The following is a 21,860-nucleotide window of genomic DNA, read 5'->3' on the forward strand; positions in this document are numbered from 1 at the left end:
AAAACCATTGTTTGAAGATATCACCCTAGAAGAGCTGCTATCATTAAGGGACAAGAAAGAGATCAAAATGATCGATGTCCGCTCACCTTCGGAGTTTAGGGATTCTACCATTCCGGGCAGCCTGAATATTCCACTGTTCGATGATGGCGAAAGAGCGGAAATCGGTACTATATATAAGCAAGTAAGTATACAAGCCGCGAAAGACAGAGGACTTGAAATCGTGTCTGGGAAGCTGCCGGCTTTCGTCAAGACATTTGAGCAAATTAAAGGGCAAAAGGCTGTTTTCTGTTGGCGCGGCGGCATGCGCAGTAAAACGACGGCCACGGTTCTTTCATTAATGGGAATCCGGGCGTACCGTTTAACGGGGGGCTTTCGAACCTACCGCAAATGGGTCGTGGATACGCTCGAAAACATGGAATTCAAGCCGTGTACGTTTGTTATCATGGGTAATACGGGAGCAGGAAAAACGTTTATTTTAAGAAGATTGCAGGAGGAAGGATATCCTGTTTTGGATTTTGAAGGTATGGCTGGGCATCGGGGATCGATTTTTGGACACGTGGGGCTGCAAGCTAACAATCAGAAGACATTCGAATCTCTACTAGTCACCCAGCTTCTCAAGCTTGAGAATTCACCTTATGTTTTATTAGAGGGAGAAAGCAAGCGAATCGGCAAAGCGGTGCTGCCTGACTTCATGGTCAGAAAAAAGGAGGCCGGCAAACAACTTTTTATTGAAATGCCCATTGAGGAAAGAGTTCGCCATATCCTGGAGGATTATCAACCTTGGGAGAACAAGCAGGAGCTGGTGCAGGCCTACCATCACATCAAGGATCGCATTCATACCCCGATCGCCAAAGAGATTGGGATGAATTTACAAGATGGACACTATGAGCAAGCGGTTAAGCTATTATTAGAGCACTATTACGATCCACGCTATGAGCACGCCATGAAGCAGTACGCGCAAGAAAGAGTCATCATTAAAGCACAGACAATCGAAGATGCGGTACAAGCTGTCAAGGAACATCTATCAACGATGAGTTTACAATTTATATCAAAATAATTAAGCACATAAACAAACAGACTGCCGATGAAGGCAGTCTGTTTGTTTTAGGTCGAGTTGATGAACTCGAAGTTTTACTAAATCACGCGGCGCGCGGTCATGTAGTGCGAATTCCAGTACGAGTTAATCGTTGAAATTTTAACGCCGCCTGCACCGTACGTGTGCAGCATTTTGTTGTTTCCAATGTAGACGCCTACGTGTCCTACGCCTGGACGACCAGGAACGGAGAAGAATAGGAGGTCGCCTTTCTTCCAGTTGCCTTTCGATACATAAGAACCTACTCTCGATTGTTGAGCAGCTGTTCGCGGCAAGTAAATACCATATTTACCGTAAATATATTTAGTAAGTGTCGAGCAGTCGAATGTCCGAGTCTGTCCTACTTTGGAACCGAATTTATAAGGTGTTCCCATATATCTTTTGCCCAGTGAAATAATATGATCGGCTTTCGTCGATGCGGAAACCGTAGCAGCCTGTGTAGGCTGAGGACTACTGATTACCCCTCCTGAGATGGCGATGGTTGCTCCAAGTGTCATGATGGCCAAACGCTTGCCCCATTTATGTTGTAATTTCATAGTTTCCCTCCTAGAGTTTGTGTACGGCTTTTGCTGCCTGAACACAGTATATCAGACATCAAGTCTCCTATTATTTGCTAGAGGGAAGTGAAACCGTTAGCCGGTAAAGGACGAGTCCCTTTTATTAAAAAACGATGAGAATGTTCTTTTGAAATTATTCTTGACAAGCAGTCAGCAGCGTAAAAAAACCCAAGATTCGGGGGATACTAAAGGTAAAATAAGTCGACGGAAGGTGCCGGATGTTAGGACCGATCAAACCATTTGAACCTGTGATTGCTGAGGAAAAGCCAAAAGGCGGTGATTGGATCGCCCAGATCAAATGGGACGGCGTCCGGATGTTAAGTTATTTTGACGGCCGGCAAGTTAGTCTGGTCAACCGGAAATTAAACAACCGGACATTACAATATCCCGAATTCTTGAGTCCGGCAAGATACTGTAATGCCTCTTCCTTTATTCTCGATGGCGAAATGATCGCTTTAAGCAACGGCAAACCGTCTTTTCACGAGATCATGAAGCGTGATAGTTTGCGAAGCGCTCTGAGTATCGGGCGAGGGGTTAAACAAACGCAAGTTACCTACATGATTTTTGATGTACTATTTTGTAACGGCGCTTGGGTGGTGGATCAATCGCTTCAAGAGCGGCAGCATCTTCTCGAAAGTATCATTATTCCTCAGAACGATGTTCAAATTGTGCGAAATTTCATGGATGCTGAAGCCCTATACGCACTGATGGAGCAGCATCATATGGAGGGGATTATTTATAAAAATGTAAAAAGCACTTACCTGATAGATGGTAAAGACAGACGATGGCAGAAGCGAAAAGTGATGCGCGATCTTTATGCTGTCATAGGCGGTGTAACGTTCCGAGGTAAAGTTGTGAATTCTTTATTGCTGGGTCTGTATGATGAAAGTGGGCGATTAGTCTACATCGGGCATGCCGGCACGGGGAAATTAAGCAATCAGGAATGGAGAGACTTAACCCAGCGGATTGAGCCGGACGTGAGGGTGTCCAGACCTTTTATCAATGAACCAGAGCGCAATAAAGACGCGGTATGGTTGGAACCGAAGTTAACGGTTAAAGTTCAATTTTTGGAGTGGACACCAGGACTGACAATGCGACAGCCCAGTATACAAGCAATTAACCCGGTACCTATTAAACAGTGTACAGTTACACAGATGCATCTCTGAAAAAAGAACAGCGCCGAAGCCTTGACTATCAAGGTTCAGCGCTGTATGTGATGCAGAATAGTCAGGAAACGGGTTCTTTTGCTTTTTTAGCTCTGGATCTCGGCTTTTTGACTTCCTTTACTGTGGCGTCCTGATCAAGCGCTATCTTGCCTGCTGCACCTGCGCCCGCGGGCTTTGTAGCGTCGAGGCTTGCTTGCAGTGCGGCCATAAGATCGATAACGCTCGTTTTTTGCACCTCTGGAGCGGTTTGTACTTCTTCTCCGGCGACCTTGTGCTCAATCGCTTCCATTAAGCGGCCGCGGTACTCATCTTTATATTTTTCCGGTTCAAAAGGTGTCGATAGCTGGTTAATCAGCATCTTGGCCATTTCGAGCTCTCGGTCGTTCACGTTGATTTGCTCGGGAAGGTTAGGCACCTGGCTGATCGGGCGGATCTCATCCGGGTAGAAGATCGTTTCCATCGCGAGGCAATTATCGATAACACGAATAGCCGCCAGCGAGCTTTTGGAGCGAATCGAAACTTTGGATATCCCGATTTTGCCGGACTGTCTCATAGATTCCAGCAGCAAACTGTAAGCGCCGGCCCCGGTTTCTCCAGGTGCAAGATAATACGTCTTCTGAAAATACACCGGATCAATATCCGTTAAATTCACGAAATCCAAAATCTTGATTTCTTTATTCGCTTCTCCGGAAATCGTCTCCAGTTCATCCTTTTCGAAAAGAACAAATCGTCCCGGTTCATACTCGTAGCCTCTAGATATTTCTTCCCACTCTACTTCTTTCTCGCAAGTATTGCATTTTCGTACATAAGCTAAAGGTGTAATACAAGCTTTGTGAATATAACGCATAGAAATATCTTTGTCTTCCGTCGCGGAAAACATCTTGACCGGTACATGAACAAGCCCGAAGCTGATTGCGCCTTTCCAAACGGTATGCATCCGTTATCCCTCCCAAGCGGACAAATAAATATCATTGTACTAGTATTCTCTTGATGCGATTCCTTTATACGGCAATTACTTAAGAGAATTCTTTTCGAAGCGGGAGGGCATCTTAAGGTTGAAAGTTTAGGTTGATCCAAATAGAAGCTAAGGAGGGATTCTCGGATGGCACAAGATCCGAATGCAGCCCAAGATACGACTAATCAAGGGCAAGACGATTATTTCATGGACATTGACCGAATGATTAACGAAGGCTTGGGAGGCGGGAACGTCACCATGCACAATGGACTGATCGAATCCTCGACTACGGATACGATGGATCATCCGGAATCTGTTACTGATGAGCCGTAGACGGCTAAGCGAGAGGAGATAGGGATATGAACGTTCATCGGGCGCAAGAAATTATAGCAACGAATGAGAAGATTAACGTGGAGCTGAACGGTACGCCAGTCTGGATCGATAGCGTCGATTCTACAATGGAACTAGCCAGAGTTCATGCCGAACAGAATCCGGCCGATGCCCGTACCGTGGCTGTGCAAGAGTTGAAAGAAGTTCATTAAAGCCCCGAATACGAAGAGAAGCCCGCTCCGATATAAGGGAGCGGGCTTTTTGTCATGCGGGGAAAGGAGTTTGAACTAGACGCTGCTTTCTTTGCCGGCGGATCGTGAAAGTGATTTGTTTTTAAGCAGCATAAAGAGTAAATAGAGGGAGAGGAGGAACCATACAGTAGCGCCTAAGTCATAAAACAGCCCGGTGAATGTGGTGCGACCCAGGCCTTCTTCAAACAGCCGAGGCATATGATTTTTGATCGTATGATTAAGTTCCAGGAGAGCGAATAGGAGAACCAAGATCGGAGTAAGCCAGGGCTTCATGCGAAACCAGAATGCCGCAATGAGCGCATACGGCACCATTTCGGCCAGTGGAAACGGGTCAAAACCATATAAAATCAGACTGTCGAAGTTGTGACTGGCGAGCAGCGCCCAGCCGACGAGAAATAAGTAGAAAGCTTTTTTATTCATTTGTTATAATCGCTCCTTCGTTTTTGCTTTACTGTTCCTCAGTATACGCCGATTTCAGCTGAGCGGAAGGATGATTATTTTCACCCTGTTGGCGGGTTTTGGTAGTATAATCAACATGAGGTGATTAATTTTGAAGAAGGATCAAATCCTTTTTATTGCGGCGACAATTTTGATGGCCGTTCACGTGGTGGATTATACATTGATTGTTCATTCCTCGCTGTTATTCTCACTGACTTTATTTGTCATGCCCTACATCGCAGTTTCGATTTTTTGGCATAAAATGAAGGAGAAAATTCGCTTATCATTCGTGGTCATTTTTCTGCTGCTTGAATTCAATCAAGTAGCGACAGATACGATTCCTATTTTTATGGAGCGCGGTTTGGAGCGCAGCACCCTGCATGCGGTGCTTTATCTCATTTCGATTGCGCTGATCATGATTATCGGCGGTCGGATCACGATGCGCCTGGTCGGAAGAAGAGGGTGAAAGTTTTCAACCTGTAATGGACGCCGGTATCCAGTTACAATAAGTTTTAATTGATGTGAGGGAGGTTGGTATTAGGATATGATCACAGATATCATCAAAGTTCTGATCGTAGAAGACGATCCGTTCTGGCAAAAACGATTGTCCGCTGATCTGGATATGGAAGCGGATATTCATGTTGTAGGAGTCGCGGGGTCGAGGTCGGAGGCCTTGGAACTGGCGGAAACCAATGACTTTGATGTCGTGCTGATGGATATTCAACTGACTACCGCCCGCCTGGACGGTTTGGACACTACGAGAGATATGATGGTAGCGAAAGGCGGTAAGCTCAAAATTATCATGCTTACATCACTCGATGATCAGGATGTCATCGTAAAGTCGTTTCAAAATGGTGCAGTCAATTACATCACTAAATCCAGTTACTCGGATATTGTTCAAGCGATTCGAGATGCTTATCACAGCATCCCGACGCTTCACGCGGACTCGATCCCTGCAGTTATGAAAGAAATGAAACTATCCCTCCTAACCCCTGTAGAGAAGGAAGTCTATCTACTGAAAGAACGCGGGATGTCCAAGCCCGAAATTGCCGGCCGTTTGCATAAATCGGTCAACACAATCAAAACCCAGCTGCGCACGATTAAAAATAAACTGCTCAAGCTTCCTTGAACCGGTGCCCCGGAAACGTAAGCGAAAAGGTTGTCCCCGTTTCGGCTCCACTTTCTGCAACCTGTATCGTTCCCCCGTGCTTTTGCATGACATTGTAGCAATAACTAAGACCGAGCCCATAATTCGCGGAGTTCGGTTTCGTTGTAAAAAAGGGCTCAAAAATGCGCTCCAATACCTCCTTCTCAATCCCCGTTCCGTTGTCCTGGATGTCAATCACAAGTTTTCTCCCCGAACGTTTAGTCCGCAGAACGAGCTTCCCGCCTTCAGGCGGCATCGCTTCCAGCGCATTCATCACCAAATTGTTGATCGTTTCCCGCACATGCAATCCATCGCAAAGCAGATCGCCTTCTATTTCATACAATTTTTGAATGTCCACAGCTTTTTCTCTCAATCCGGGTATTGCCGATGCGGCGTCCAGCAGTTCGCTTAAGGTATGCCATTGCGGCTGCAGTGTGATGTCGTGGGCTTTCTCTTTGATACGAGTCGTCATTTTCATTAAATGGTCGGTCACGGAACGGATATCCTGCAGCAGTTCATAGGCTTGCTTAGGACGATCTTGTTCGAGGAGTGACAAGGAACGCTCATGGATATAGGAAATTTTTTGGATTTCATTCTTAATCGTATGATTTAATATCGATGTTCCCGCCGATAATGTCCGCGTTGAATAGTCATGTTTCTCTTGTTCCATCCGTAAACGGATACCCCATGTTCCATGCTTAATGCTGATCATTACGAGTCCCGCCAACAGAATGGTTGTATTGATGTAATTGTAGGACCAGAAGTCACTCTTAATGATGTCGAAAATATACCAGTCGATTCGGATCGTTTGAATTGTGTAGTAATTTAAATTCTCAGAAACAATGCCAAAGAGAAGCAGCAAGACATAAATCAGACGTTTTTTCCTGACATGCACAACTTTTTCTTTGACGTAAGCCAAGGTATAGATAGCACAGCCCAGAAGCGTGTAGAAATGAGCCATGAAGCGCAAAGGGACCATATGAATTTCGATGGGAAACGTAAAATCCCCCCTTACGCTCATGATGAGCAAAGGCGGCACGATTAAGCAAAAAGAAGCTGCTTTTTTGACCTCTTCCGGAATAAAATCGGCAAAATAAACGCTGCTAACCAAAAAAGCGCCGGCCAAGAAATAAAAATGGATATAAATGCCGGGAATGCTAAGCAAAACGAGGAGCTCTTTGAACCAGGGGTCCAATAGATGGGCCTGCTCTAAAATGGGAATGAAGGTGAACTGGATCGAATAGGTCAGGTTAATCGAACCAATAACCAGCAGCAAGATGGCAATCCATCTGGAGTAAGCATTATGATAGCCCACAAGGAGCAATAGCGCAGAAACGCTAAGTATGGCAAGTAAATTGATTACATAAATATACACTTGAGCCCTGCCTTTACATGGTTAATGAAAAATGAACATCTATATAGGATGTATTCGACAAGTTCCTCTTAATTTCCTAGTTAGCTTGCAATGTTGCTAAGGCAGCTTTACGAGGGCTATAATAGGAGCAGCACGCGCAAACGGAAGAAAGGGATGAGGAAAGCTGACTCAATCCGCATATACGTATCGATCCTTGCATGAGGAAGATACAGACAAACTGGGCAAGCTGCTGGCTGCTTATTTGATGCCGGGAGCGGTAATTACGCTGGATGGCGACTTAGGGGCGGGGAAAACCCGATTTTCTCAAGGCTTCGCTAGAGCAATCGGGGTTACGGAAATTGTGAACTCGCCAACGTTTACAATTGTAAAAGAGTACGAGGGAGCCGAGCTTCCTTTCTACCATATGGATATGTACCGCATTTCTCAAGCGGAGGCTGACGATCTGGGGCTGGAAGACTATTTCTATGGCTCAGGCGTGACGCTGATTGAGTGGTCGAGCTTGATTGAAGACCTGCTGCCCCCTGAGCGGCTTTCGATTACGATTGCCCATCACGGCGGGCAAACAAGAGTATTTCACCTGACTCCGCACGGGGAGCCTTATCAGGGCTGGTGTATACACATGAAGGAGAACGGACATTTACAATGACAGAATCGACTAACATGCATAAAGGACGACTCCTGGCTATCGATACGTCCACATCGTCACTGACAGTAGCCGTATTGGATAACGGCAAACTAATCGGAGAGCTCACGTCTAATGCCGAAAGGAATCATTCCATCGGGCTTCTTCCCCATATTCAAAAACTGCTTACGAACCTGAAGATCAGGCCCAAAGACTTAACTGCGGTCGCGGTAGGCCAAGGTCCGGGGTCTTACACAGGGGTACGCATTGGCGTATCTGTTGCTAAAACATTCGCCTGGTCGCTAGGTCTTGATCTGATTGGCGTATCAAGCTTGGAAGCTATGGCACTTGGCGGAAGCAACAAGGACGATGAGGCTGGAGAAAACAAGGGTGCAGTGAGATGGATCATCCCGCTCATGGATGCGAGGCGAAAACAGGCTTTCACGGCGGTTTATGAGAATCGTGGAGAAACATGGCGGGCCATTATGCCGGATGGCATTCGCGTGATGGAGCCCTGGACGGAGCAGCTTTTGGCTCTCGCGACGAATGCGGAACTTCGCCAAGAAGCAGCAGGGATAAGTAGGATCGAAGCACCGGAAGAGATTGTTTTTGTCGGTGAAACGGAGGGTTTTTCTGAACAGATCGATGGCTTCGCGCATCAATGGAACGGAACCGTCCGCACACTGCCACACCGAATTGAAGCTCAATATGTAGGCATGCTGGCTTATCCGCGTTTGTCCAAGGGAGAGAAGGTGGAAGTCCATACCTTCGTTCCGAATTACACGCAGCTGCCGGAGGCGGAAGTGAATCTGCTTGCCAAAGAGAAACAGCTCAAAGGGGAGAGATAATCATGGAGCAGCATCAGCCGCATATCATTCCGGAAACATCTTTGGTGTTCCGTTCCATGCGTTTGGAGGACATTCCCTTTATTTGCGAGATCGAGCAGGAAGCTTTTACGACGCCTTGGACGGAAGGCGCTTTTCAGAATGAATTGACGAACAATCAATTTGCCCATTATATGATTATGGATATAGAGGGCGAGGTCGCCGGTTATGGCGGCATGTGGCTGATCATGGAGGAGGCGCACGTGACCAACATAGCGGTTCGAAATACCTATCGCGGCCGCAAGCTCGGAGAGCGTCTGCTTCGGGAGCTGATGCGGACTGCGACATTTCTCGGCGCCATTCGCATGACGCTGGAAGTGCGGGCCTCGAATTATGTCGCGCAAAATTTGTACGAAAAGCTGGGCTTCCGCTCGGTTGGCGTCCGTAGGGGATACTATACCGATAACCGCGAGGATGCCATTATTATGTGGGCTGATTTGCCCAAGTCCAAGAGAAGAAGGGATAGTCTCGAAGACTGAGACCGTAGACAGGTGAAGAAGTTGACTTTGCATAAAGAAAAACCCATTTATATCATGGCGATTGAAACGAGCTGTGACGAGACCTCCGTATCCATTGTGGAAAATGGCAAGGTGATACGCTCGAACGTTGTGTCGAGCCAGATCGAGACGCACCAACGCTACGGCGGCGTCGTGCCGGAAGTCGCTTCCCGCAAACATGTGGAGTCGATCACATGGATGCTGCAGGAAGCGGTGGAAGAAGCGGGCGTAGCGCTGAGCGATCTCTCCGCCATCGCCGTGACGCAGGGACCCGGACTCGTCGGGTCTCTGCTTGTTGGCGTCGTCGCAGGCAAAGCGCTCGCCTGCGCCTTGGAACTGCCCCTAATCGGCGTTCACCACATCGCCGGTCACATCTATGCGAACCAGCTTGTGCATGAGCTGGAGTATCCGTTGATCGCTCTGGTCGTGTCCGGCGGACACACGGAGCTGATCCATATGGAAGGGCCCGGCCAATTCCGCATTATTGGCCGGACGCGCGATGATGCCGCAGGCGAAGCCTACGACAAAGTCGCCAGAGCGATGGGTCTGCCGTACCCCGGCGGACCGCATGTCGATCGGCTTGCCCAGGAAGCCGATCATGAGATCACGATGCCGCGAGCCTGGCTCGAAGCGGACTCCTACGACTTCAGCTTCAGCGGATTGAAATCCGCGGTGCTGAACGTCGTCAACCAATCAAAGATGCGCGGCGAAGCCGTACAAACCGCGCAAATCGCCAAGGGCTTCCAAGAATCCGTCATCGACGTTCTTGTCGAGAAAGCGAGCCGCGCCGTGCGGGAGTTCGGCGCGAAACAGCTATTGTTGGCTGGCGGAGTAGCTGCCAACAAGGGGCTGCGCAGCCGGCTCGCGGAGCGCTGCGAGCAGCTGGGCGTGCCGCTGCTCGTGCCGCCGCTCAGCTTGTGCACGGATAACGCGGCGATGATTGCCTCCGCCGCGTTCCTCAAGTGGGACAAGCAGGAGTTCGACTCGCTGGATCTCAAAGCAGAGCCGCTGCTCAAGCTTGAAGAGTGGTAACAATGGAGCAGTTTTTGGAGTCGTTTTTTACAAAGTAGGACGAGCAGAAATAACGATATGTTGAGCCGGCAACGGCTCTTTTTATATATGGTTTGAATTGGATCCCATACAACAACGACCATTGTTCGTTAATAAAATACTCTGGAGACGTTAATATTTCGAGCTTACCCGCTAAATTATGCTTTATAGAACAATTTCCCATAAATTGCGAACAAGGTGCTTTAAGTAAAGACTTTTGTTCGTTCGGGCTCATTTTATGCATACTTTCGGAGATATAGCGTTGATTAGTTCCTTATCAACGACCTTCGTTCGTTTTCTGCTAAAGGCCTGTCCTGCCAAACAGCCATAAAAAATAAATTTTCAGATAACTGTATTGACTTCGCAAAATCTGCATATTATAATCACAATCAATACTTTCAAACGCAACGAACGGGATTAGTAAGGTTGAACAGTTTCGCTCAGAGAGCTGCGCGGTTGGTGAGAGCGCAGACGAAACGACGCCTGAACTCGCCCGGGAGCGGTTAGACCGATAAGGATGCCAAGGATCCAGCAGCCAAGTAGGTCTTGACGGTTGACCCCCGTGATCGGGTACATGAGTGGTTCTGAGCAGTAATAACGCTTGGATCAATTAGAGTGGTACCGCGGAAGGTGATAAGCCTGTCGTCTCTTATACAGAGATGGCAGGCTTTTTTGGTTGTCACAAACAAGATAAACATACACGACAAGAACATAGACAAACGCAATGAACAAGAGTAGTAGGGGTTCACTTGACGGTACAGAAAGCTGCGGGAAGATGCGACGCAGTCCGTAAACGCCCCGAACTCGCTTGGAAGCGGTCGTCCTGACTAGCTCTACGGGCTGTTAGGGACGAACGGATGACCTCCGTGATCAGGTGGCATAGGGCGGCAATACCGTTCTGTGCTTGAGGTGGGCTCCACAAAAGCGGGGCCAACAAGAGTGGTACCGCGCCGTGGTGAAGACCCGTCGTCTCTTACAAGGAGACGACGGGTCTTTTTGTGCATGCTGCGAGGTTGACCCAGTCGGAGTTAACGCTGTAAAACAGCATTAAAACCGGCCCCGCCCCCCAGTAGCCACACATTAACGCTGAAAAATAGCGTTAGCTTTTAAAAAAATACCAATCAAGCAGCCACCCAGGCTCGCCCCAATAAGAGGAGGATTTTCACATGGAAAACAACAATAACAGACGTATCCGCATTTTTGACACGACGCTGAGAGACGGCGAACAGGCGCCGGGCGCATCCCTGTATCCCGAAGAGAAAATCCGCATCGCCAGACAGCTGGCGAAAATGGGCGTTGACACGATCGAACCGGGCTTTCCGATCTCCAGTCCCGGCGACTTTCAAGCGGTTCAGCAAATTTCGCGCGAGCTGCAGACCGTAGAAATTTGCGGCTTCGCCCGCGCCGTTAAGGCGGACATCGATGCAGCCGTAAAAGCGACGAATGATGCTGCACATCGCCGTATCCACATGTTCCTCTCATCCTCGGACATTCATCTGGACTTTCAGCTGCGCAAATCCCGCCAGCAGGTCGTCGAAATGGCCCGCTCCATGGTCGCGTATGCGAAGCAATTCGTAGACCGTATTGAGTTTTCGCCGATGGATGCAACACGTACAGGGGACGAATTCTTGTTCGAAGTGCTCGAAGCCGTCATCGCAGAGGGTGCGACGATTTTGAATATTCCAGATACCGTCGGCTATGCGCTTCCAGAGGAGTACGGCGCTATGTTCCGCAGAGTGCGCCAGAGCGTTAGAGGCGGAGACACGGTCGAGTACAGCGCACATTGCCATAACGACCTTGGGCTTGCGGTAGCGAACAGTCTGGCAGCCATTGCGGCAGGCGTTACTCATGTCGAAGTCACCGTGAACGGCGTCGGAGAACGTGCCGGCAACTGCTCGCTGGAGGAGCTGGTCATGGCGATCGAAACCCGCAAACAAACGATGGGCGTTGAGACGGGGATCATCATAAGCGAGGTGTTCAATACGTCCAAAATGGTCAGCCGCATCATGGGCTTCCCGATTGCCTACAACAAGCCGATCGTTGGCCGCAATGCGTTCCAGCACGAGGCTGGCATTCATCAAGACGGATTGTTGAAGAACCGCAGCACCTATGAAATCATGGATCCGGAGAAGCTGGGCATTCCACGCTCGATGATCATCCTTGGCAAACATTCCGGGCGCCATGCACTTAAGCATCGAGTCGGACAGTTCGGCGTCGAACTGACAAGTGAAGAGCTGGAGACCTTGTATACACGCTTTAAAGAGAAAGCGGATGAGCAGAAAATCGTAACCGACGACCAACTGATGGAGCTCGTTGGTTCTACGGTTGAAGGACAGATGGAAGCTTTCACGCTGAACCATGTGCAAGTCGTTAGCAGCAGCGATCGCAGTCGTGTCGCTTCCGTATCGGTTCGCAACAACCAGACGGGCGAGGAGAAAGTATATTCCGGAACCGGCGAAGGTCCGATCGAAGCGATCGTTCAGAGCCTTAGACAAGCGATGCCGATGGAAGTGGAGTTCTCCGATCTGGAGATGCATTCGTTATCCACAGGGGAGAAAGCGACTGGTGAAGCCGAAGTTACGATCTTGGTAGGAGGTCAGACGTACAAAAATACGGGGATCGATCAAGACGTTCTCATTGCTGTAGCGAAGGCTTTCGTATCAGCTTGTAATCAGGCAGTTCGTATGCAGGGCAACCCTGTACCTCAAATCAGTGCTTCCTCAGCTTCATAAGCGAAATTGTAAGAAAACTTAGATATATACACAGCATGTGTGCAAAGTTATTCACAGAACCTGTGTATAATGTGTATAACCGTAGCAAAGTCAAGCGTATCAAGGGTTTCAAAATTCCCAGGAAAAGAATAACTTTTTCACAGATTTTTGTGGATAATGTGGATAAATATGTGGAAAAGGGAAAAAAGGCTGAAAGAGAGGCAGATTATGCCTCTCTTTTTATGTGGATAACGATGTGGATAAGTGAATAAGTGAGAAAATGATCTCCCGTAAATTTTCGGAAGAATCCTGCAGTGGGTAGGTTCCCATTCGATGAAAATGCTATAGGCAAAAACGTCGGGGGAATGGAGATGGGTTTACGAAAGCTCGTTATTTTTGTGGGTATCTTGATTTTTTGGCTAGAGTTGTCCACAAGTCTAACGGAAGCGTATGCGCATGCGGCATCTACCCGTACAAACAAACCATATTGTCCTTGCTAGCTTTTGATGTTATTCTCAGGGTAGTTATCAAAAGGAGGGGTTTCCTATCGAGAGAGAACTTGCCTTAGAAATCGTCAGGGTCACTGAGCTTGCCGCATTGGGAGCGGCAAAATGGATGGGCAGAGGCGATAAGAATAGTGCAGACGGTGCTGCTACTTCGGCAATGAGAGCGATGTTCGACTCGGTATCCATCAAAGGCACGGTGGTCATCGGAGAAGGCGAGATGGACGAGGCTCCCATGCTGTATATTGGGGAGCAAGTAGGTAATCAGGAAGGGCCGGAAGTTGACATTGCCGTCGATCCATTGGAAGGAACAGAGCTTGTAGCTAAGGGAATCAATAATGCACTCGCTGTTGTCGCAGTTGCTAGCAAAGGGAATTTGCTTCATGCTCCGGATATTTATATGGAGAAACTGGCTTGCGGACCTCAATTAAAAGGACGTCTCCGATTATCTGAGCCGCTAGAGACGACATTGCTGAAAGCAGCGCAAATTTTAAATAAATCCATATCGGAGTTAACGGTTTCCATTTTGGCTCGGGAAAGGCATGCCGCTCATATGGAAACGCTGCGAAGCGTCGGGGTGCGCATCAAACAGATCAGCGACGGCGACGTTGCCGGAGCGATGGCGCCGGCCTTCCCGGAGTCTGGGGTTGATCTCTACGTAGGCTCAGGAGGCGCGCCGGAGGGAGTGCTTGCAGCAGCGGCATTATCATGTCTCGGCGGTGAAATTCAGGGCCGATTGCTTCCGTCTTCTCCGGAAGAAGAGGAACGTTGCCGACAAATGGGGCTTAAAGATCCGTTAAAAATATTATCAATGGAAGAAATGGTCGGGGACGGCGACGTCATTTTTGCGGCAACCGGCATAACGCCAGGCGATTTTTTAGGCGGGGTGCTTTATTTGCCTGGACATCGCGCTGAGACATACTCGATCGTCATGCGGGCAAAAACCAAAACGATCCGGTATATCCGAACAAGTCATTTCTTGCCGAATAAACCATTTCTCGATACGATTTAACTGAAGTGATGCAAATGCAAAAAACGCTTGGCCGAAGTTTACGGCCAAGCGTTTTTTGTTTTTCGAAGCGCAAGATTTAACGCATCTTCCTAAGCGAGCAGCGTTTCCCACTCCTCATAGCAAGCCGCGAGCTCGTTCTTCTTCTGTTCAACAGCAGCGCTCTTCTCCTGCACAAGCATATAGTCATTGTACACATCTGGATCTGCCAGTTCTGCCTCCAGTGCGGACACCTCGTCTTCCAGCCGGGCGATATCCTGCTCCAACTGTTCGATTTTTCGCTGTCGGTTGCGCTCTTCGCGCTTCGCCAGCTTATCCGCCTCATAGCTGCCTGTTCCGCTTGCGCTGCCAGTCCCGCCGGCTTGTTCGCTCTTCGCATGGACTCCCGCTGTACCTGCGCCAGAGCCGGCTTTTTTCTCCGCCTCTTTAGCGAGACGCTTCGTCTCCATCTCCGCAAGCTCGGCTTTTTTCTCCACATAGTCGTCGTAATTGCCTAAATAGCTGGTGACGCCATTAGGACGAAGCTCCAGCATGCTTTCCGCCATTTTATTGAGGAAGTAGCGGTCATGCGAGATGAACAACAGCGTGCCTTCATAATCCATCAGCGCGGATTCCAGCACTTCTTTACTGTACAGATCGAGATGGTTCGTCGGCTCATCGAGAATGAGTACGTTGGCTTTTTGCAGCATCAGCTTCGCCAAAGCAACACGGGCCTTCTCGCCGCCGCTAAGGGAGGCTACTTTTTTAAACACATCTTCGCCGCTGAATAAGAAACTGCCGAGCACAGTACGAATGCGCGCTTCCTCCAGATGGGGATACGTGTTCCACACTTCTTCCAGAACGGTGTTCGATGGGGTGAGCCCTGTCTGTTCTTGATCGTAGTAGCCGATGGTTACGTTCGCTCCCCATTTGAAGCTGCCGGCGTCTTGCTGGTGCTGGCCAATCAAACTTTTGAGCAGCGTCGATTTGCCGACACCGTTCGGTCCGATGAGCGCGGCAGTTTCCGAACGCCGCAATTGGAAAGAGATATCTTCAAGCAGACGTTTCTTTCCATCGTAGGAGAGTGCTAAACCGTCGACCTGCAGCACTTCTTTCCCGGACGTCTGCTCAATTTCAAATGAAAACGAAGCCCGTTTCAAATCGCCCATCGGCTTGTCGAGCCGATCCATTTTCTCAAGCTGTTTGCGGCGGCTTTGCGCTCTCTTTGTTGTGGAGGCACGGACGATGTTGCGCTGAACGAAATCCTCCAGCTTCGCAATCTCCTCCTGCTGCTTTTCATACTGCTTCATTTCAATCTCATAATTTGCCTCTTTGATCTCGATGAAACGTGAATAGTTGCCGGTATAGCGCTTAGAGGCGTTGCGTTCAATTTCATAAATGGAAGTTACCAGCGCGTCAAGGAAATAACGGTCATGGGACACAACCAGAATAGCGCCGGGATATCCGCGCAAATAACCTTCAAGCCACGTTAGCGTCGGAATGTCCAGATGGTTCGTCGGCTCATCGAGCATGAGCAAATCGGGTTCTTCCAGCAGCATTTTTGCCAGTGCCAGCCTTGTTTTTTGCCCCCCGCTCAACGTTTGAACCGGTGTTTCCGGCGGGAATTGGCCGAAGCCCATCCCATGGAGAATACCGCGAATTTTAGCCTCGATTTCGTAGCCGCCTTGCTCCTTGAACCATTCTGACTTCTGGGCGTAACGGTTCATCGTCGCTTCGTATTTTTTCTCATCCCCGGCGAGCTTCGGATCAGCCATTTGGGCTTCAAGCTCGCGAAGCTCTTTTTCCGTATCCAGCAGCGATGTGAACACGCCAAGCAGCTCATTCCAAATGGACTTGTCCGTATGCAAGCCGCTGTTTTGCCGCAAGTAGCCGATTTTCGTTTCTTTCGCTTTGAAGATATCTCCGCTATCGTAGGACATCTCACCCGCGATAATTTGCAATAATGTCGATTTACCTGCACCGTTCACGCCAACCAAACCGATGCGTTCCCTGTTTTCAATTTGTAACGTTATATTCGAGAGAATGGAGCGGACTCCATAGCTTTTTGAAAGATTAGAAACTTGCAATAGCATCTGACCTGCTACCTCCTGCTTTTTAATGAAAGAACCTGCAAAGATCGCCTTCCAGGCTCCTGAAAAATCCCATCAATTCATTAGTATACACCATGCGCACCAGCGTCGTATGCTTTATTTTGCCGGAATAGGTACGAATGGGGGCTTCGAGGATGATGCAGAGGAATGGGATACCCCGGACCCCTGCTGCACTAGTACTGAATGGGAATGTTACTCCCGAATCCTTCACACTCATGACATTTAATATTCACCATGGTAAAGGTTTAGATGGTAAAGTAAATGTATACCGGATTGATTTCCACTTTTCAAGATGAGGCAGTGATTGATCATCTTTTTATAAATTTGCAAAAATCACAACCGGCATGGACGGTATAAACCTCTGTTTCCGACCATTTCCCTGTCGTGGCGCGCTTTCGGCTGGGGCCAGCGGTGCGAGTATAGTTTTTTTCCTTGTTTATGTTAAAATGGGGGAAACCACTCCTCGTTAGGGAAGGGCTGAGCATCAATGAACATCCGAGAGCGGAAAATCGAATTGCGTAAGGAGATGGAAGCGAAACGCGCCTCCTTATCGCCTGACGAACGTAAAAATAAACAGCAGAGCATCCATGAAAGAATGGTCAAGCTTAGCACTGAGCGGCTGCTTGGGGACGCGCATGTGCAAAATCCCCATCCACCAACGGTACTGACTTATATGCCGATTCGATCAGAACCTGACGTTGCACCGTTCATGGAATGGAGTTGGCAGCAGGGAATTCGCGTGTTGTTGCCGAAAGTTGTAACCGAAACGAAAACGATGGATTTACATGTCGTAAACAGCTATGAAGATCTGGATACCGGCGCCTATGGAATTCGGGAACCTCGAAGTGATGTGCCGGTCGAGCTCGATTTATCGCGAATCTCGATGATTTTAGTACCTGGGCTTGCCTTTGACATGGATTTCGGGAGGCTTGGGTATGGCGGCGGATATTATGACCGCTTCATGCAATTGTTTGCAGCACGCGGGCTAAAGAGACCTTTGTCGGTTGCGGCAGCATTTGATTTGCAATTGATACCCGGGGTGCCTTCATCCTGGCATGATTTTCGGGTGGACGGTTTGATCACGGAGAGTAAACTGATTTTTAAATCCGAATTATCTTAGAGAGAGGTGAGTGCGCTGAAAGATTCCCCCCAATTGACCCATTTCAATGAGCAGGGACGAGCACGGATGGTGGACATTTCGGAGAAAACAGAAACGAAGCGCACTGCGACCGCTCGTGCTACTTTGATCATGAATAATGAAACCCTTGATCTTATCAAGCAGGGGAAAATGAAAAAAGGCGACGTCCTCGCCGTAGCCCAAGTGGCCGGCATTATGGCCGCCAAGAAAACGTCCGACTGGATCCCCATGTGTCATCCGATTGCGCTGACGGGGATTGATATTCAGTTTAGTGATAATGGCAGCAATGAGCTATACATAGAAGCGACTGTTCGTACGACGGGGCTGACCGGAGTCGAGATGGAGGCTCTGACAGCCGTATCTGCAACTGCTTTAACCGTCTATGACATGTGCAAAGCCGTTCAGAAGGATATGGTCATCAGTTCTACGATGTTAATGACCAAAACAGGCGGGAAAAACGGAGATTTTCAAAGAAATGAACCGTAAATAATGGGTTATCTCAATCACTACAAGGGAGAGGTGACATGGATGCGCTGGAAAGTTGCGATTTTGACGGCCAGTGACCGCGGTTACCGGGGAGAGAGAGAAGATACGAGCGCTCAGGTAATCCGCGAGCTGGTTGAAGAGGAGATTCAAGGCGAGATCATCGAGTACCGGGTCGTTCCGGATGAGATGGATGAAATTATGGCTTCATTAATTGAGATGACCGATTACTATCAGGCAGACTTGATCTTGACCACTGGCGGAACGGGACTGGCTCCCAGAGATGTGACGCCGGAGGCTACGCTTAACGTGATCGATCGTGTGGCTCCGGGTTTCGCTGAAGCGATGCGCATGATATCGATGCAAAAGACGCCGAAAGCGATGCTTTCGCGCGCGGTGTCCGGTATTCGCGGACGTACTCTGATTATCAATCTGCCTGGTAGCCCGAAGGGTGTTCAGGAAAATTTGATGGCAATTATTGATCAGCTTCCGCATGCGCTCGGTATCCTCACCGGCAAAGAAGGTGATCACGGGCCATGAAACCTGAATCGATGCTTCGCGAGGTTAAAGTGGAAGATGCGATCGGCATGATATTGCCGCATGATCTTACGCAAATTTTGCCCGGAGAGTTCAAAGGGCGGTTATTCCGCAAAGGCCACCAAATTACGGAAGCGGATATTCCCGCGCTGCTCAGCATCGGCAAAGAGCATATTTATGTAATGGAGCTGCAGGATGGCTATCTGCATGAGGATGAGGCCGCACTTCGTATGGCGCAAGCTGTGAAAGGCGATAATGTGGTGCTCACTGAGCCCCATGAAGGCAAAGTGAACGTGAAGTCGGCGATTCACGGGCTGGTCAAGATCGATCGGGCATTCATCGACCGTGTGAACGGGATGGATCAGATCGTGATGTCGACGGTGCGCACGAATACCGTCGTTGGAGCCGGCGCTCCGCTCGTTGGCACTCGCGTTATTCCGCTGATCGTGGAGGAGTCGAAGATCGCGGAAGTTGAGCGTGTGGCGGCTGAGCTGCAGGCGGAAGGCACGGTTTTGGTCGAAGTGAAGCCGTTCCGGAAGCTGCGCGTCGGCGTGATTACGACGGGCAGTGAGGTATTTAAGGGCCGAATCAAGGATAAATTTGGCCCTGTCGTGAAGGAGAAGGTCGCGCAGCTCGGCTCCGAGGTGGTGGACCAGCGCTTCGTGTCGGATGACAGCGAAGCGATTGTTCGCGAGATCCACGCGCTGCTGGAGCTTGGCGTGGATTTGATCCTGGTCACGGGCGGCATGTCCGTGGACCCGGATGACCGCACGCCGGGCGCGATCAAGCAGGCCGGCGCCCGCGTGGTCAGCTACGGCACGCCGATGCTGCCGGGCTCGATGCTAATGATCGGCTATCTGGGCGACGTGCCGATCATGGGCTTGCCGGGTTGCGTGATGCACGACCCGTATACGTCCTTTGATGTGCTTCTCCCGCGCATTTGCGCAGGGGAAGAAATTGTGCGCAGCGACATTACGGAGATGGGCTATGGCGGGTTTTATCAGTGTTAGCCGGTATTTGACATGGAACGTGCTCCTAGCTGCAAATCGTTCCTGTATCTTTGACGAAATTCGGCAGGTTTTCCCGGGAAATAATGTACGAAATACATTAGCATGCTAAAACAAGCCGAAATACGCCGATTCCCCTATACTTTGTTGTATTTCATACAATGACTTTCCTGTTAATAGACTGATTCACTCTAATTCATTGTATTTTCTACAATAGATTGTATGAAATGAGCGTCTTCAAGCGGTTTTTCCCTCATTTCATTGCACGATTTACAGTGAAATCCGCAGAATATGCGAGATTTCATCGATCTTCTGTAATAAATACAATGGTTCTTGATTGATGTATGTATAAATTGAAAGCTACAAACCAATGGAGATGAAAACCCATGTTTCAAAATATCGGCTTCACCGAAATTTTATTGATCGGGATCATAGCTCTTCTGCTGTTCGGCCCGCAGAAGCTGCCAGAACTCGGACGTGCGCTGGGGCGCACAATCAGCGAGTTCAAGAAGGGCACGCGCGATCTGCTGAGCGACGTGAACCCGACTCCGCCGGCGGCTGAGACGCCGGCGAACCCGACATCGCCTGCGCAAAGCGCGGCGGTGCCTGTTGCTGCGCCGGCTGCAGAGCAAGCAGGCAGGAGTCCTGTAGCTGCTGAAGCTGCGGAGCAAGCAGCCGGAAGTCCTGCAGCGGCTATTGCGGCTGAGGAGCCGGCAGCCCCCGCACCGGCGCCAGCGCCGCCAAGCAATCCGCGGCGCCTACCGGATTAATTGATGCTATGAAGTATTACTCATTTACATGTAAAAGCTCCATCTAATTTTGCCTGTGTCTCCTGTATTTTGGCATTTACATGGAATATTTCCCGTTAATATTACGGAATTGGGGAAGTTGAAGTGAATTTCACTCATTTAGCAGGAAGAATTCCTGTTATTTTACTCCATGTAGATATCAGTAATTATTTAGATGTAGTTTTTCCTATTAAATTGATGATCAACTAGTTATTCGATTCACTTAAGAGGAGAGACTTTGAGCTCCGCTCAAAGATCCCGGAAGAGGAGAGACTTTGAGCTCCGCTCAAAGATCCCGGAAGAGGAGAGACTTTGAGCTCCGCTCAAAGATCCCTATATTAGGTTGGTGAAACATGACAACGAACGAAGAAATGTCGCTGGTGGAGCATCTTGGCGAGCTTCGCAAGCGAATAATGTGGATATTAATCGCATTAATTATCGGCATGGCAGGAGGGCTCATCTGCGCCAAACCGATTATCCGCTATTTGAAAAACATCCCTCCAGCGGATGATATTGGCTGGAATGTCTTTTCGCCTTGGGATGCGTTGCGGTTGTATATGAACTTCGGTTTGGCGGTGGGCATACTCATCACGCTGCCTGTCGCGCTTTATCATATTTGGGCTTTCGTGAAGCCGGGATTACGTGAAGTCGAGCAGAAAGCCTCTATCATTTATATCCCAGCCGCTTTCTTCTTGTTTTTGCTAGGTATCGCTTTCGGTTATTTTGTCGTTTTTCCGATGGCTTTTTTCTTTACTTCATCCATAAGCAAAAGCCTTGAAATTACAGAGTTGTACGGGGCTGCGCAATATTTTTCCTTTATGTTCAACATCATTATCCCATTGGCGGTCGTTTTCGAGATGCCGATCGTGGTGATGTTTTTGACCAAAATCCGCCTGCTTAACCCTAAGCGATTACACAAATTCAGACGTTATGCCTATATGCTCATGGTTATTTTGGCTACGGTTATTACACCGCCAGATGCGATTTCAGCGATTTTGGTGTCGGTTCCGCTCATCATTTTGTACGAATTTAGTGTCTTTTTGTCGGGATTTATTTATCGCAAGCAATTGTTGAAAGATGCCGAATGGGAACGGGAATTTGGCCCTAAATGATAAAAACAGTCTGCACATTACCGCAGGCTGTTTTTCTTTTGAACAGCGGAATATTTACATTTCATTTGGGTAGAATGAGGGGGGTGCCCAAAAGATTGAAAAATGTGTAAAAGGACT

Annotated in this window: 23 protein-coding genes and 2 other annotated features; of the genes, 18 read left to right on the plus strand and 5 right to left on the minus strand. The window is 48.8% G+C overall.

Annotated features, from left to right (window positions below; translation table 11 throughout):
• The first annotated feature begins 7 nt into the window (after positions 1-7).
• A complete protein-coding gene (mnmH, locus tag ICC18_RS05930) occupies positions 8-1,057 on the plus strand; it encodes a tRNA 2-selenouridine(34) synthase MnmH (RefSeq protein WP_188173455.1) in 1,050 nt (349 codons plus the stop codon).
• A 77-nt stretch (positions 1,058-1,134) separates the two neighbouring features.
• Here the strand turns inward: mnmH and ICC18_RS05935 are convergent, their stop codons facing one another.
• Positions 1,135-1,629 carry a C40 family peptidase gene (locus ICC18_RS05935; RefSeq protein WP_188173456.1) on the minus strand — a complete coding sequence of 165 codons (495 nt, stop codon included), beginning with the start codon at positions 1,627-1,629 and terminating at the stop codon, positions 1,135-1,137.
• A 239-nt stretch (positions 1,630-1,868) separates the two neighbouring features.
• On the opposite strand from ICC18_RS05935, the gene ICC18_RS05940 reads away from it, so the two are divergent.
• Positions 1,869-2,816: an ATP-dependent DNA ligase gene (locus ICC18_RS05940; protein ID WP_188173457.1), complete on the plus strand. Its 948-nt coding sequence runs from the start codon at positions 1,869-1,871 to the stop codon at positions 2,814-2,816.
• Positions 2,817-2,877: 61 nt separating this feature from the next.
• On the opposite strand, the gene ku is transcribed toward ICC18_RS05940, so the two are convergent.
• The gene (ku, locus tag ICC18_RS05945; RefSeq protein WP_188173458.1) at positions 2,878-3,753 is read right to left on the minus strand and encodes a non-homologous end joining protein Ku; all 876 of its coding nucleotides are present in this window, start codon (positions 3,751-3,753) and stop codon (positions 2,878-2,880) included.
• A gap of 165 nt (positions 3,754-3,918) precedes the next feature.
• Between ku and ICC18_RS05950 the strand changes: the two genes are divergently transcribed.
• Positions 3,919-4,104, plus strand: coding sequence for a hypothetical protein (locus ICC18_RS05950; protein ID WP_188173459.1), 186 nt, complete (start codon positions 3,919-3,921; stop codon positions 4,102-4,104).
• 26 nt (positions 4,105-4,130) lie between these two features.
• A complete protein-coding gene (locus ICC18_RS05955) occupies positions 4,131-4,313 on the plus strand; it encodes an H-type small acid-soluble spore protein (RefSeq protein WP_188173460.1) in 183 nt (60 codons plus the stop codon).
• A 75-nt stretch (positions 4,314-4,388) separates the two neighbouring features.
• Here ICC18_RS05955 and ICC18_RS05960 read toward each other — a convergent pair whose 3' ends face one another.
• Positions 4,389-4,772 carry a hypothetical protein gene (locus tag ICC18_RS05960; RefSeq protein WP_188173461.1) on the minus strand — a complete coding sequence of 128 codons (384 nt, stop codon included), beginning with the start codon at positions 4,770-4,772 and terminating at the stop codon, positions 4,389-4,391.
• Between the two features lie 130 nt (positions 4,773-4,902).
• Here ICC18_RS05960 and ICC18_RS05965 point away from each other — a divergent pair, with 130 nt between their 5' ends.
• Positions 4,903-5,256, plus strand: a complete 354-nt coding sequence (locus tag ICC18_RS05965) for a hypothetical protein (protein WP_188173462.1) — start codon at positions 4,903-4,905, stop codon at positions 5,254-5,256.
• Between the two features lie 78 nt (positions 5,257-5,334).
• Positions 5,335-5,919: a response regulator transcription factor gene (locus tag ICC18_RS05970; RefSeq protein WP_188173463.1), complete on the plus strand. Its 585-nt coding sequence runs from the start codon at positions 5,335-5,337 to the stop codon at positions 5,917-5,919.
• Here the strand turns inward: ICC18_RS05970 and ICC18_RS34520 are convergent.
• Positions 5,906-7,312 carry a sensor histidine kinase gene (locus ICC18_RS34520; protein WP_188173464.1) on the minus strand — a complete coding sequence of 469 codons (1,407 nt, stop codon included), beginning with the start codon at positions 7,310-7,312 and terminating at the stop codon, positions 5,906-5,908. The two genes, ICC18_RS05970 and ICC18_RS34520, sit on opposite strands and share 14 nt — an antisense overlap.
• Positions 7,313-7,505: 193 nt before the next feature.
• On the opposite strand from ICC18_RS34520, the gene tsaE reads away from it, so the two are divergent.
• The 6 genes from tsaE to glpX all read left to right on the plus strand — a co-directional run bounded on the left by tsaE (position 7,506) and on the right by glpX (position 14,591).
• Entirely contained in the window at positions 7,506-7,958 is a 453-nt protein-coding gene (gene tsaE, locus ICC18_RS05980) for a tRNA (adenosine(37)-N6)-threonylcarbamoyltransferase complex ATPase subunit type 1 TsaE (RefSeq protein ID WP_262495836.1), read from the plus strand.
• Positions 7,955-8,782 (plus strand): tRNA (adenosine(37)-N6)-threonylcarbamoyltransferase complex dimerization subunit type 1 TsaB, encoded by an 828-nt coding sequence (tsaB, locus tag ICC18_RS05985; protein WP_188173465.1) that lies wholly within the window; start codon positions 7,955-7,957, stop codon positions 8,780-8,782. Before tsaE ends, tsaB begins: the two co-directional genes overlap by 4 nt.
• A 2-nt stretch (positions 8,783-8,784) precedes the next feature.
• Positions 8,785-9,297, plus strand: coding sequence for a ribosomal protein S18-alanine N-acetyltransferase (gene rimI / locus ICC18_RS05990; protein WP_188173466.1), 513 nt, complete (start codon positions 8,785-8,787; stop codon positions 9,295-9,297).
• Between the two features lie 54 nt (positions 9,298-9,351).
• Positions 9,352-10,347 (plus strand): tRNA (adenosine(37)-N6)-threonylcarbamoyltransferase complex transferase subunit TsaD, encoded by a 996-nt coding sequence (tsaD, locus tag ICC18_RS05995; protein WP_188173961.1) that lies wholly within the window; start codon positions 9,352-9,354, stop codon positions 10,345-10,347.
• Between the two features lie 416 nt (positions 10,348-10,763).
• Positions 10,764-11,018 (plus strand) — a binding site (T-box leader).
• A 62-nt stretch (positions 11,019-11,080) separates the two neighbouring features.
• Positions 11,081-11,342 (plus strand) — a binding site (T-box leader).
• Between the two features lie 189 nt (positions 11,343-11,531).
• Positions 11,532-13,097, plus strand: coding sequence for a 2-isopropylmalate synthase (locus ICC18_RS06000; protein ID WP_188173467.1), 1,566 nt, complete (start codon positions 11,532-11,534; stop codon positions 13,095-13,097).
• 525 nt (positions 13,098-13,622) lie between these two features.
• Positions 13,623-14,591 carry a class II fructose-bisphosphatase gene (gene glpX / locus ICC18_RS06005; protein ID WP_188173962.1) on the plus strand — a complete coding sequence of 323 codons (969 nt, stop codon included), beginning with the start codon at positions 13,623-13,625 and terminating at the stop codon, positions 14,589-14,591.
• An 89-nt stretch (positions 14,592-14,680) separates the two neighbouring features.
• On the opposite strand, the gene ICC18_RS06010 is transcribed toward glpX, so the two are convergent.
• Positions 14,681-16,660, minus strand: a complete 1,980-nt coding sequence (locus ICC18_RS06010; protein ID WP_188173468.1) for an ABC-F family ATP-binding cassette domain-containing protein — start codon at positions 16,658-16,660, stop codon at positions 14,681-14,683.
• 505 nt (positions 16,661-17,165) lie between these two features.
• On the opposite strand from ICC18_RS06010, the gene ICC18_RS06015 reads away from it, so the two are divergent.
• The 6 genes from ICC18_RS06015 to tatC all read left to right on the plus strand — a co-directional run bounded on the left by ICC18_RS06015 (position 17,166) and on the right by tatC (position 21,743).
• Positions 17,166-17,798: a 5-formyltetrahydrofolate cyclo-ligase gene (locus tag ICC18_RS06015; RefSeq protein WP_188173469.1), complete on the plus strand. Its 633-nt coding sequence runs from the start codon at positions 17,166-17,168 to the stop codon at positions 17,796-17,798.
• Positions 17,799-17,813: 15 nt separating this feature from the next.
• Complete coding sequence (gene moaC, locus ICC18_RS06020; RefSeq protein ID WP_188173963.1) at positions 17,814-18,302, plus strand: cyclic pyranopterin monophosphate synthase MoaC; 489 nt, start codon at positions 17,814-17,816, stop codon at positions 18,300-18,302.
• A 42-nt stretch (positions 18,303-18,344) separates the two neighbouring features.
• Positions 18,345-18,839 (plus strand): molybdopterin adenylyltransferase, encoded by a 495-nt coding sequence (gene mog, locus ICC18_RS06025; RefSeq protein WP_188173470.1) that lies wholly within the window; start codon positions 18,345-18,347, stop codon positions 18,837-18,839.
• Positions 18,836-19,846 carry a molybdopterin-binding protein gene (locus tag ICC18_RS06030; RefSeq protein ID WP_188173471.1) on the plus strand — a complete coding sequence of 337 codons (1,011 nt, stop codon included), beginning with the start codon at positions 18,836-18,838 and terminating at the stop codon, positions 19,844-19,846. Before mog ends, ICC18_RS06030 begins: the two co-directional genes overlap by 4 nt.
• Before the next feature lie 383 nt (positions 19,847-20,229).
• Positions 20,230-20,613, plus strand: coding sequence for a twin-arginine translocase TatA/TatE family subunit (gene tatA, locus ICC18_RS34715; RefSeq protein WP_188173472.1), 384 nt, complete (start codon positions 20,230-20,232; stop codon positions 20,611-20,613).
• Positions 20,614-20,984: 371 nt separating this feature from the next.
• Positions 20,985-21,743 carry a twin-arginine translocase subunit TatC gene (gene tatC / locus ICC18_RS06040; protein WP_188173473.1) on the plus strand — a complete coding sequence of 253 codons (759 nt, stop codon included), beginning with the start codon at positions 20,985-20,987 and terminating at the stop codon, positions 21,741-21,743.
• Positions 21,744-21,860 lie beyond the last annotated feature (117 nt).

Source organism: Paenibacillus sedimenti, from assembly GCF_014534655.1.
Taxonomy (GTDB): Bacteria; Bacillota; Bacilli; order Paenibacillales; family NBRC-103111; genus Paenibacillus_E; species Paenibacillus_E sedimenti.